Genomic DNA, 10,996 nt, shown 5'->3' with positions numbered 1-10,996 from the left:
ATTAAGGACAAAGGCGCGTTCCGCGGCGTAGGGATGGGGAAGCGTCAAAGTAGGACTGTCCACCTCAAGATCATCGTAGGCTAGAATATCGATATCGATGACCCGCGGCCCCCACTTAACCTCCCGGATCCGCCCAAGCTTCCGCTCCACACGAAGGCACAGGGCCAGAAGGTCATCAGGCGCGAGATCCGTCTCGGCCAGGGCACAGGCATTGACGAACCAGTCCTGAGCAACGGGACCCCAGGGCTCCGTGCGGTAGTCCGCAGAGCGCGCCACAATCCGTGCGCCACCCTCATCCAGAGCAGATAGCGCCTTGGCAATGTTGCCGCGCTTATCGCCCAGATTGCTGCCAAGGCTGAGTGCGACCTTAGCCATGGCGGGATCGCCGGATTTCAACCGCAACACCGTCGAGGATGAAGGGCACTGGAGCCTCGGGCTTCTCAACCCGGACGGTCACGGACGTGATCTGCGGGAACCCATCCAACACGGCTGCGGCAATCACCTCAGCCAACCCCTCGATGATATGAAAGCGGCGCGTGGTTCCGATCTCATGAACGAGCTTGGCCAAGCTCGCATAGCAGACGGTCTGCCGGTAATCGTCCGCCTGCCCGGCAGGCTTCAGATCGAGGGAGCAGGTCAGGCTAACATAGAAGCGCTGCCCCAGACGGGCCTCTTCGGCATGAACGCCATGGTGAGCATAGAGCGCCAGGCGGGAGAGCGTGATCGTGTCGCTCATAGCAGCGTCCTCAGCAGGATGTCAGCCACACGGCATGCCTCCACATGAGCCGTGACGTCGTGGACCCGAACGATGTCGGCGCCGCGGCTCACGGCCGCCACATGCGCGCCGAGGGTACCAAAGAGCCGATCCCGCGGTGATACCTGGGGATCATAGAAGCGGCTCAGGACAGACTTGCGGGATGCCCCTACGAGTACCGGAAAGCCCAGCGCCTTCAGTTCCGGCAGGCGGCGGAGAGCCTCAAGGTTCTGATCGGCCGTCTTGCCGAAGCCGATGCCGGGATCAAGGATCAGGCGTGCATCCGGGATGCCAGCCTGGCGAGCCAGAGCCAGGGAGCGCTCGAAGAAGCGCAGCATGTCAGCCATGATGTCGAGCGAAGCATCGACCTCGGCCCGGTTGTGCATGATAATTGCATGCGCATTGTGCTCCGCCACAACCGCAGCCATGTCGTGATCACGTTGAAGGCCCCAGATGTCGTTCACGATCCTGGCCCCTGCCGCAAGGGTGGCTCGGGCGGTGGACGCCCGATAGGTGTCGATTGAGATCGGCACCGTCAGGACGGGAGCAAGGTCGCGGATGACCGGCAGGACCCGCCGTTGCTCCTCCTCGGCTCCCACAGGTGTATGGCCCGGGCGCGTGGATTCCCCGCTGATGTCGATGATGTCGGCGCCTGCCTGCTCCATCGCGCAGGCATGCTTGACCGCAGTGGCATGATCGCTGAACAGGCCGCCATCCGAGAACGAGTCAGGCGTGACGTTCAGGACGCCCATGATCAGGGTGCGTGTGCCAAGGTCGTTCAGGATCGCAGTCATAGCTCACTTCAGATCAGGAAAGAGTCTCCTTCTGTCGCGGTTTGCACCAGAAGTCGATATCTCGTTCATAGGAGAGCTCGAGTTAAGGGTCGAAACCAACCAGCCATCACAACACATTCCGGGACATCCGCGGCCCCGAACAGGATGTTCATCAGCCGTCCTGCACGTAACCACTGTAACAGCCCTGATGAAGTTCTTTTGTGATGGAATGCATTCTCATTGACATGCGCACAGGAGTTGTCGTTTATGCCCCGCAGAAGCTGATGGGGTGAGCGCTTGGTGAGACCACGCGTTCATTTCTTCCATTTGCTTCACGTTCATCGGCACGTGAGCCGATCCGGTCGCAGCCTACCCGGTCAAAACAAGGAGCTCTGGTGAAAACTCTCGTCATCTGTTCCGGCGGACTGGCTTCCGTCGCGCTCGCGCACAAGGTCGTGGCTGAGCGAACTCCCACGCATCTCGTATCCTTCGACTGTCGCTCGCGCTACAGGAAGGAGCTGGACCCTATTCGAACCTACACCGCGCTCATTAGCGTGTCTCACGACATCATCGACAGCTCCACAGTCGGATGCCTTCCGGCCGGACCGGCGCAGACCAGCAGCCAAGTGGTGGGCGCAAGCTCTCAAACGAGGCCTGAATGAGCTACGCCGTCAAAGAGATCTTCCTGACGCTTCAGGGTGAAGGCGCCCAAGCCGGCCGGACAGCCGTCTTCTGCCGCTTTGCCGGGTGCAATCTCTGGTCCGGACGGGAGAGCGATCGCGCAGCGGCTGCTTGCCGGTTCTGTGACACGGATTTCGTGGGCACCGACGGGACCTTTGGCGGGCGATACGCCACCGCCGCCGACTTGTGCCACCGAATTGAGGAGCTTTGGGGACCCGGGACCGATCACCGGCTTGTGGTGCTGACAGGCGGAGAACCGCTGCTCCAGGTCGACACGGCTCTCATCGATGAGCTTCACCGCCGCTCCTTCACAATCGCAGTCGAAACAAACGGCACCATTGAGCCCCCGCCGGGGCTCGACTGGATCTGCGTCAGCCCGAAAGGCAGCACCGATCTCAAGATCCGAGCCGGCCATGAGCTGAAGCTGGTTTTCCCGCAGGAGGATGCCCCACCCGAGCGGTTTGCCTCCTTGTCCTTCGAACGGTTCTCGCTTCAGCCGATGGATGGACCGGATCAGGCCGCGAACACGGCCCGGGCTGTCGAGCACTGCTTGGCCCATCCGCAATGGCGGCTGAGCCTCCAAACACACAAGTATCTGGGAATCCGCTGATGTGGGAATTCACCAAGTCGTTCAACTTCGAAGCCGCCCATACGCTGACCGGCACCACCCTTGGGGCGGCCAGCGAGGAAATCCATGGCCACTCCTTCCGGGCCGAGGTCGCCGTGCGCGGCCTGCCCGATCCCGAAACGGGCATGCTGATCGACCTGGGCCTGCTCGAGGGCAAGCTCGCGGAGATGCGCCGGACGCTCGACCACAAGTTCCTCAACCGGATCGAGGGGCTGGAGCGGCCGACGCTGGAGAATATCACCCGCTTCATCTTCGAGCGCGTCCAGCATGTCGGGCCGGTCGCAAGGGTGACGATCTACCGCGATAGCTGCGGCGAGACCTGCACCTACCACGCGCCGGTAGACCATGAGCGCCGCTGATTCCTCCGCTCTCGTGGTCTTTTCAGGCGGACAAGACTCGACCACCTGTTTGGCCTGGGCGCTGTCGCGCTATGAGCGGGTGGAGACAATCGGGTTTTCATACGGTCAGCGGCATGTGGTTGAGATGGAGTGCCGGGAGCCGATCCGGCAGGCACTTGCCCGCCTGTCGCCGCTCTGGGCCAGCCGCCTCGGACCGGATCGGGTGATCCCGCTCGACGTGCTGGGCGCGGTGAGCGTGAGCGCTCTGACTGCGGATCTGCCGGTGGTCGGTAGCCGTGCAGACGGGCTTCCGTCGACTTTCGTGCCCGGGCGCAATCTGGTGTTTCTCACCTTTTCGGCGATCGTCGCCTTCCAACGTGGCCTGAAGCGCGTGGTGACGGGCGTCTGCGAGACGGACTTCAGCGGCTATCCTGACTGCCGCGACGACACGATCAAGGCGCTCCAGGCCGCGCTCAATCTCGGCATGAACTCACGGCTGGTGCTCGAGACGCCGCTGATGTGGATCGACAAGGCCGAAACCTGGGCACTCGCACGATCACTGGGCGGGGACGCGCTCGTGGAGCTGATCGTGCAGGAAACGCACACCTGTTACAACGGGGATCGTAGAACCGGGCACGACTGGGGCTTTGGTTGTGGCGAATGCGACGCCTGCCGCTTGCGGTCAGCCGGATGGCAGCGTTACTCCCGGCAGAAGGGCTGACCGGTCAAGGGCTCATCATGGGTGAGAATTTGGCGGAGGCAGGCTTGGTTGATGTCTGCGATCCTGGTGCGCCGCGCGAAGTCCCATCGTTCGACGATGGGTTCAGGGTAAGGCTCAAGGACCTGCTCGTCTGGCGACGGCACGTGCGGCGCTTCCGGCCCGACCCGTTGCCGGATAGCCTACTGGAGCGTCTGATCGATCTCGCGTGCCTTGCGCCTACCGTTGGGCTGAGCCAACCATGGCGGTTCGTTGTGGTGAACAGCGTTGCGCGTCGGGCGGCGATCAGGACGAACTTCGAAAGGTGCAATGCGGAGGCCCTGGCATCCCAGCCGATGGAGCGTGCGGCCCGGTATGCCCGACTGAAGCTTGCGGGACTCGACGAAGCACCCTGTCACGTCGCTGTGTTCGCGGACCGCTCGACGGTACGGGGGCATGGCTTGGGCCGACGCACCATGCCCGAGACGGTCGGGTACTCGGCGGTGATGGCGATCTATTCGCTCTGGCTTCTCGCCCGAGCTGAAGGCGTGGGCCTTGGGTGGGTGTCAATTCTCGATCCGAAGGAAGTCGTGGCGGCCCTGGACGTGCCGCAGGCTTGGACTTTTATCGGGTACTTGTGCCTTGGCTACCCGGATAGTGAGCAGGATGTGCCTGCTCTGGAGCGAGCAGGCTGGGAGCAGAGGGGCATGCCAAGCGTGTGCCGCTTGGAGCGCTAACTACAAGACCCGATAGGGTCTTCGACGCCTTCCACGGGAGGGGCGCCACATGCGCTTCATACGCAAGAGCGTTCAGGGTCACTTGCCTGAACAGGCGCACAATGTGGTCTGACACCCGCAGGCCATAAGGCGAGCCTTGTCCATCCTTTTCGGCTGGAGGAAGGTCGCTCCCGCCAGTGGCGCCCTGACGGAACAGACCACGCCCGTGGGCTCGAAGGTTAGATCAACCTCCCCGGACAATTCGTTGGCCAGCATGCGCTCGATCAGCCGAGTGCCAAATCCCCTGCGGGTCGGCGCCGGCACCTCAGGTCCATCCCGCTCCTGCCAGCGCAGCGCCAGGTGCGGAGGATCGCCTGGGGTGACCCTCCATGTAACCGCAACTCGGCCGGATGGAGCCGAGAGTGCGCCATACTTTCCGGCGTTGGTGGCCAGTTCATGTACAGCCATGGCTAGCGCAAGGGCCGTGCTTGGTGGCAGGGCAATGGCCGATCCGTTGATTTCGATGCGAGATCCTAACCGGCTGTAGGGTTCGATCACCTCTTCGATGATCTCGCCCAGCTCCGCTTTCTCCCAGTTCTCTCGGGTCAGCACGTCATGAGCACGAGCCAAGGCGAATAGGCGCTCTTCAAAGCTCTTGATGCTGGGTTGCTCGTCCTTGCTGATGCCGCGAAAGCTCTGGGCGGCAAGGGACTGCACAGTTGCGAGCGTGTTCTTGACCCGGTGGTTTAGCTCATTGATGAGAATGCGCTGATGCTCCTGCGCCTTCTTCTCGGCGCTGATCTCCCGCACCTCGATGATCGTGCCGATTGTGGTGGCCTCAGCGTCCCGGATCGGGCTGGCCGTAAAAGCCACGGGATAGAAGCTGCCGTCCTTGTGGACGAACACCTCCTCGCCTTGCATCTGGTTGTCTTCGGGAAAGGCGCGGTCGATTGCGCACTCCTCCAGAGGAAAATGGCTGCCGTCAGGCCGGGTGTGATGGATCACGTCGTGCAGGGGACGGCCTTGCACCTCCTCTAGGGTGTACCCGGTCGTCTTCTCAGCGGCCGCATTCATGTAGACGCACTGTTGCCTGTCATCCATAAGGAAGATCGACACCGAGGCATTGTTGAGCACCGCATTCAGGCGCCGCTGGGTTTCGACAAGCCGGGCGTCCGTTCGCCGGTGGGTCACATCGTTGCACAGCACCAGCACTCCGCCGACCCCGCTGGGGCGGGAGCCGTCATCAATGGGGCTGAAGCTGTAGGTCCACCACACGTCCTCCCTTCGGCCGTGCCGCGTCACTGGTACGAGTTGCTCCTCCTGCCAAGTCGCTCCCTTGTCAGCCATCACGTACTCGATCTGCGGGCCGATGAGGTCCCAGACTTCGGCCCAGCATTCCCTCCCGCGCTGGCCCAAGGCGCTGGGGTGGCGCTCCGGCCCCATGGTCTGCCGGTAAGCGTCATTGTAGAACTGGATGAGATCCTCGCCCCACCAGATAAAGACTGGATGATGGGTGCTGAGCATCAGGCGCACGCTGGTCTTCAGTGTCTGCGGCCATGAAGCCGGTGGTCCGAGCGGGGTCGATGTCCAGTCGTAGGCCCGGATGAGTTCGCCCATCTCGCCGCCGCCGCGCAGGAAACTCTCTTTGTTGCCACAGTCGGCGCTTGGGCGTGCAGCCGGGATCGGGTGGCGTAGTCCGTCGGTCATGTGAATCGGCTTTGGTGGGAGAATTGAGGGAACAGACAAACTAAGTGTCGGGTCCCGTCTTTTCAAATCTCATGGTGAATGCGCGGACTGCTGCCCCATAGAAGGTCTCAGGCGATATCTCGCTCATGTACTCGGAATGTCTGAAAATGGCACGAGGCGGAAGTAAACCGAGTGTCAGCTCTGGCAGCGAATACCGGACGTCCTGAAGGGCAAGGGAACTACCGTGCCTGACCCGCTGCGGACCTTTCGACGGACGTTACCGCCGGGTGATGAGCACGCGAGCTGCCTCAAATTTGCTACTGTGCAACGTGCCCTGACAGCCAGCGAGCGCCGCGCAGTGGCTTGATATAGATCATTGGTGTAGCTTCCCGCTATGGCTGAACTTACACCCTCCCTCGACCTCACCAATTGTGATCGAGAGCCGATCCACATTCCTGGTTCAATTCAGCCGCACGGCATCCTGCTCACCCTGGATCCTGCGACATTGTCCATCCTCCAAGCTGCCGGTGAGACCAAGAGGTTTGTCAGACGGGACATCGACCAGCTTTTGGGTGAGGGCATCGAAGTTGCCTTGGGCGCCGATGCAGCCTCCCTAATCCGCTCCTCCTCAAGCTTGGACCTGCCGGAGCCCCTCTATCTCGGGTCGTTTTCAGCCCCGGATGATCCAGATCAACGGCTCGATCTCATCGCCCACAGGCGCGACGGGGTCCTCATCCTGGAACTCGAACCCAGCACACCGAAGCCTCTGACTGCCGCTCAGATGCTGGCGGAGGTTCGCCGAATTAGCACTACGCTGGAGGCCGCGCCGGATCTCGGCAGCGTTCTTCAGGTCGCAAGCCGGGAGGTTCGCCGCTTGGTGGGGTTCGACCGGGTGATGATCTACCGCTTCCTGGACGAGGGAACCGGCTCGGTGGTCGCAGAAGACAAGAGTGACGAGCTCGACACCTTCCTCAACCACCACTACCCAGCCTCTGACATCCCAAAGCAGGCCCGGGCGCTTTATCTCCAGAACCTGATCCGGGCAATCCCAGACGCAGGCTACACGCCAGCCCCGCTCACGCCGGCTCTCAATCCCACAACCGGCAAACCCCTCGATATGAGTGACTGCGCGCTGCGAAGCGTCTCGCCCATCCACATCCAGTACCTCAGGAACATGAATGTTGCGGCATCCATGTCCGTCTCGATTGTTGTCGATGGCGCCTTGTGGGGACTGATCGCGTGTCACCACACCTCTCCAAGGCTCGTGCCCTACGAGCTTCGGGAAAGTTGTAAGCACGTCGGACAGATCCTGAGTCAGCAGGTGAAGGCCCGAGGGGAGGCCGAGCTTCACCGGCAGGAGCTGCGCCTGACAACCGCCCGTGATGAGCTGCTCGGCACTCTGGCAAGAGCACCATCCGTTGAGCGCGGTCTTCAGGAATATCTGGACGAGATCCGAAAGCTTGTTGCTGCGGATGGAGCCGCAATCCTGAGTGGGAACACGATCAGTCGGGTCGGCCACACGCCCACAGAGGCCCAAACCCGAGAACTCGCAGGATGGCTGATGAGCTCCTCGCCGTCAGGCCGGATTAGCACCAATAGCCTTGTCCAGCGTTACGAGCCGGCGCAAGCCTTTGCCGCCGAGGCGAGCGGGCTCCTGGCGGCTGTCGTGTCTCATGAGACGCCGGTCGTGCTGATGTGGTTTCGGATGGAGCACATCGAAACGATCAACTGGGCTGGCAATCCTCACAAGCCCGTTGAGGCTGGTGGGGAACCGGGTGCTCTGACCCCGCGCAAGTCGTTTGAGGTCTGGAAGGAGACGGTTCGGCACCAGTCTCGATCCTGGTCGACCGCGGAGATCGAGGGGGCAAGGCGATTTGTGCGAGCCATCGCGGACCTGCGCCAGCGGAGCGCGGTGGAAGAGCTGAATGTGCAGCTCCGGCGGACCCTCTCGGAGAAGGAGGCGCTTCTCGCCCAGAAGGACCTGCTGATGCAGGAGGTCAACCATCGGGTTCAGAACAGCCTTCAGCTCGTCAACTCGATGCTCAGTCTTCAGGCGCGGCAAACCTCAGACACTCAGGTCAAGGCCCAGTTTGAGGAGGCCTCCCGGCGGATCATGGCCATCAGCACCGTCCACCAGCGCCTGTGGCGGTCCGACCACATCCAGAGCGTCGACTTTGGCTCGTATGTTGAAGAGTTGCGCGATGGTCTGCTTGAGGCATGGGGAGGCTCCTGGACTGGGCAGATCAAGGTTCATGCAAGCCATGTTCTTGTCCCCACCAACCAAGCCATTGTTCTGGCGCTTATTCTGACAGAGCTTCTGACGAATGCCGTGAAGTATGCCTATGCCGGGCAACCGGGACCGATTGACGTGACGGTTCGGCGGGAAGGACAGAGAACTCTCCGTTTGATTGTCAGGGATCACGGGGTGGGGATGCAGGAGAACGCACCAACAAACGGCCTGGGATCACGGCTGATCCGCTCCTTGTCTGCCCAACTGGGCGGTGAGCTTGAGGTGAAGACCCTACTACCAGGCACTACCGTTACGCTCACGGTCCCTGTGGGTGCGGACTCGGAGATGCACTGAGAGGGCCGGATCAGTAGTAAATGGCAGCTCTTGGCACCGGACTGACCTTATCCGAATTTCCGCTTTATCGGCGTGAGCAGACTCTCGTTTGGCCCGCTCAACATTACGTGCTGACCCTGAGAAGACATTTGATGTCATACCAAGCCTCCGACCCGGGGGCGGCAAGATCCCTCGTTCGACCTCGTTGTCCCCGTCGTGCCGGACAGCGAGCCTCTCGGATGCGATGTCGAGAAACGCCCGGATCTTCAAGAACCTCCTTACCGTTTGTCGGAGAGGGAAGGCGATGGCCAGGAAGACTCACGGTCATACTCCACGTCCAGACACCCCGCTACTGCCCATGTGGTTTCCGATAAACATCACCAATGTCGGTGTCACACAGGCTGTTGCTCTCTCGTTCGGGCTTGTCAGGATCGAAACAGGTGAACCGTGTCTTTGTTCAAGAGCCCACTGGGAAACCTTCGGTGGTTTCTATCCGGTAGAGGTTAGACATGCGGCGGCTTATCGGCGCGGCTTGCCCGAGACGTCGATCGTGACCTGGTTGCCGGAGATCGGATCAAGAATGGTCATGGGCGGTCTTCTCCCGTTTCAGCACACGGAGAACGCCGCAGGCTGCGATAGGATCACGTTGGTTTGGGGGTGTGGTTACGAGACTCTTACCGCGCTACTTGCCTGCACCCCAAAGCGAAACGAGGCGGTACATCCGTGCCTCGTCTGCCTTGTGGGAGAGTGCTGAAGCCCTGAGCTGCACCAGCCCAAGCATGGTTGCTCCAGTGTGGTTAACAGGCGGTAAATTTAATCTAGCGCTGATAGGTCAGGGGCAAAACCTGCGCGTACTTTCGGCGAATGATCGCATAGCACTCACACGTCCTTTCTTCGAGACCAGCACGGCTTGCGATAGAGATGAGCCCCCGACGCTGACTGATGAGCCCTGCCTCCTGTAACGTATGCACGATAGTGCTGACGGTGGATCGCTGAACCCCCAGCATCTCGGATAGGAATTCGTGGGTGAGAGGCAGGTCATCCTGGTCCACTCGGTCATGCGTGCTCAGAATCCAGCGACAGCATCGAGCTTCGACAGTGTGAGCAGCATTGCAGGCCACGGACTGGAGGATCTGCGCCATCAGTGCCTCCGTGAACCGTAGAACCAGTTGCTGGATTCCAGGCCGGGATGCCATCGCCTCCTGCATCCGATCACGATTGATCCGGGAAGCTGTGCCAGGCACCTGCCCAACATAGCGCCCGAAGGCCTGTCGAGATACAACCGCACTGACTAGACCGAACAGACCTTCCCGACCAAACACCGCCATCTCGGCGGACGTACCATCCTCCATGAGCGTGACGAGTGACACCATAGCATCATGAGGGAAGAAGGTGTGTTGGATCGTTTCCCCCACGTCATAGATAACCTTGCCGCGCGGCAGGTCCACAATTTCGAGGTGAGGCTCCAGGTAGGCGAAATCCGCTGGTTCAAGCGCCGCCAAAATCCGATTGGCTTGATGACGGGTTGCGCCCGGAACCTGTGCCATAACAGGTGCTCGCGGTTTGTTGGCCGACTTTCCAACTTGCTCCAATTCATCAGGCGTCCGCTGCCCACCTTACCGGACTGTGGGCACCCTAAAGACGAAACCCCGGAACAGGGCCGCTGTTTCAGCGTAGCGCAAAAGAAAGGGCCCGACCTTCGCCGGGCCTTGGCCCACCAGCTGCCATGAGGCAAGCGAATAGAGGCACACCTACAGTGAACCTAACAACAAAGGAGCCCCACCCAGGGCAGACCGAGCGGGGCTCCTTTCGAGGAACAGGCCTACGCAACACTCCCGTTCCGGCATCAGAATGCACACAAGCGGTAAATGCATTCTTGCTGGCCGACAAAAGGAAAGCCCTGCCGGGGGGACAGGGCTCGCTGACAGAAACAGCAGTTTGGGAAAGCAATTCGGCTTCAGGGTGAGCCGTCCGCTTTCCGCTCACATAGGCAGCGGAGCTTACCCAAGCTTTACCGTATCCGGCGGCTCGGTTGGCCTGCCTCCACAAAAGTGGTCCTCCCTGATGTATGGCTTTCGAGCCGAATGGAGGACGAAAGAGAATGAGCAAGAAGAGACACACGGCCGAGGAGATTGTCGCCAAGTTGCGGCAAGTCGACGT

General features: G+C 61.1%; 10 protein-coding genes. 5 read left to right on the top strand and 5 right to left on the bottom strand.

Features of this window, described 5'->3' with window-relative positions; translation table 11 throughout:
• The 3 genes from folK to folP form a co-directional block, all read right to left on the bottom strand.
• Positions 1-375, bottom strand: a 375-nt coding sequence (gene folK / locus ACFOYU_RS15800; protein WP_377034327.1) for a 2-amino-4-hydroxy-6-hydroxymethyldihydropteridine diphosphokinase, incomplete at its 3' end; no start/stop codon positions are given.
• On the bottom strand, positions 368-736 hold the full coding sequence (gene folB / locus ACFOYU_RS15795; protein WP_377034326.1) for a dihydroneopterin aldolase: 369 nt from the start codon (positions 734-736) through the stop codon (positions 368-370). The genes folB and folK, both read right to left, overlap by 8 nt.
• Complete coding sequence (folP, locus tag ACFOYU_RS15790; RefSeq protein ID WP_377034325.1) at positions 733-1,548, bottom strand: dihydropteroate synthase; 816 nt, start codon at positions 1,546-1,548, stop codon at positions 733-735. The genes folB and folP overlap by 4 nt, the downstream gene beginning before the upstream one ends.
• 637 nt (positions 1,549-2,185) lie before the next feature.
• On the opposite strand from folP, the gene queE reads away from it, so the two are divergent.
• Genes queE through bluB form a run of 4 tightly spaced genes read left to right on the top strand, consistent with a single transcriptional unit; the run spans position 2,186 to position 4,608 of the window.
• Positions 2,186-2,818, top strand: a complete 633-nt coding sequence (gene queE, locus ACFOYU_RS15785) for a 7-carboxy-7-deazaguanine synthase (RefSeq protein ID WP_377034324.1) — start codon at positions 2,186-2,188, stop codon at positions 2,816-2,818.
• Positions 2,818-3,195, top strand: coding sequence for a 6-pyruvoyl tetrahydropterin synthase family protein (locus ACFOYU_RS15780; RefSeq protein WP_377034323.1), 378 nt, complete (start codon positions 2,818-2,820; stop codon positions 3,193-3,195). Before queE ends, ACFOYU_RS15780 begins: the two co-directional genes overlap by 1 nt.
• Entirely contained in the window at positions 3,182-3,895 is a 714-nt protein-coding gene (gene queC, locus ACFOYU_RS15775) for a 7-cyano-7-deazaguanine synthase QueC (protein ID WP_377034322.1), read from the top strand. The genes ACFOYU_RS15780 and queC overlap by 14 nt, the downstream gene beginning before the upstream one ends.
• Positions 3,896-3,912: 17 nt before the next feature.
• Positions 3,913-4,608 carry a 5,6-dimethylbenzimidazole synthase gene (gene bluB, locus ACFOYU_RS15770; protein WP_377034321.1) on the top strand — a complete coding sequence of 232 codons (696 nt, stop codon included), beginning with the start codon at positions 3,913-3,915 and terminating at the stop codon, positions 4,606-4,608.
• A gap of 78 nt (positions 4,609-4,686) precedes the next feature.
• Here the strand turns inward: bluB and ACFOYU_RS15765 are convergent, their stop codons facing one another.
• A complete protein-coding gene (locus ACFOYU_RS15765; protein ID WP_377034328.1) occupies positions 4,687-6,111 on the bottom strand; it encodes a sensor histidine kinase in 1,425 nt (474 codons plus the stop codon).
• Positions 6,112-6,667: 556 nt separating this feature from the next.
• On the opposite strand from ACFOYU_RS15765, the gene ACFOYU_RS15760 reads away from it, so the two are divergent.
• Positions 6,668-8,857, top strand: a complete 2,190-nt coding sequence (locus tag ACFOYU_RS15760) for a histidine kinase dimerization/phosphoacceptor domain -containing protein (RefSeq protein ID WP_377034320.1) — start codon at positions 6,668-6,670, stop codon at positions 8,855-8,857.
• 797 nt (positions 8,858-9,654) lie between these two features.
• Here the strand turns inward: ACFOYU_RS15760 and ACFOYU_RS15755 are convergent.
• A complete protein-coding gene (locus ACFOYU_RS15755) occupies positions 9,655-10,383 on the bottom strand; it encodes a Crp/Fnr family transcriptional regulator (RefSeq protein WP_377034319.1) in 729 nt (242 codons plus the stop codon).
• Positions 10,384-10,996 lie beyond the last annotated feature (613 nt).

It is taken from the genome of Microvirga sp. GCM10011540, assembly GCF_042650665.1.
Taxonomy (GTDB): Bacteria; Pseudomonadota; Alphaproteobacteria; order Rhizobiales; family Beijerinckiaceae; genus Microvirga; species Microvirga lenta.
This window is presented reverse-complemented; position numbering and strand designations above follow the sequence as displayed.

What these genes read in the sequence shown, in the direction of transcription:
- folB (WP_377034326.1), bottom strand. Translation starts at nt 736, where the DNA reads ATGAGCGACACGATCACGCTCTCCCGCCTGGCGCTCTATGCTCACCAT.
- folP (WP_377034325.1), bottom strand. Translation starts at nt 1,548, where the DNA reads ATGACTGCGATCCTGAACGACCTTGGCACACGCACCCTGATCATGGGC.
- queE (WP_377034324.1), top strand. Translation starts at nt 2,186, where the DNA reads ATGAGCTACGCCGTCAAAGAGATCTTCCTGACGCTTCAGGGTGAAGGC.
- ACFOYU_RS15780 (WP_377034323.1), top strand. Translation starts at nt 2,818, where the DNA reads ATGTGGGAATTCACCAAGTCGTTCAACTTCGAAGCCGCCCATACGCTG.
- queC (WP_377034322.1), top strand. Translation starts at nt 3,182, where the DNA reads ATGAGCGCCGCTGATTCCTCCGCTCTCGTGGTCTTTTCAGGCGGACAA.
- bluB (WP_377034321.1), top strand. Translation starts at nt 3,913, where the DNA reads ATGGGTGAGAATTTGGCGGAGGCAGGCTTGGTTGATGTCTGCGATCCT.
- ACFOYU_RS15765 (WP_377034328.1), bottom strand. Translation starts at nt 6,111, where the DNA reads ATGCTCAGCACCCATCATCCAGTCTTTATCTGGTGGGGCGAGGATCTC.
- ACFOYU_RS15760 (WP_377034320.1), top strand. Translation starts at nt 6,668, where the DNA reads ATGGCTGAACTTACACCCTCCCTCGACCTCACCAATTGTGATCGAGAG.
- ACFOYU_RS15755 (WP_377034319.1), bottom strand. Translation starts at nt 10,383, where the DNA reads ATGGCACAGGTTCCGGGCGCAACCCGTCATCAAGCCAATCGGATTTTG.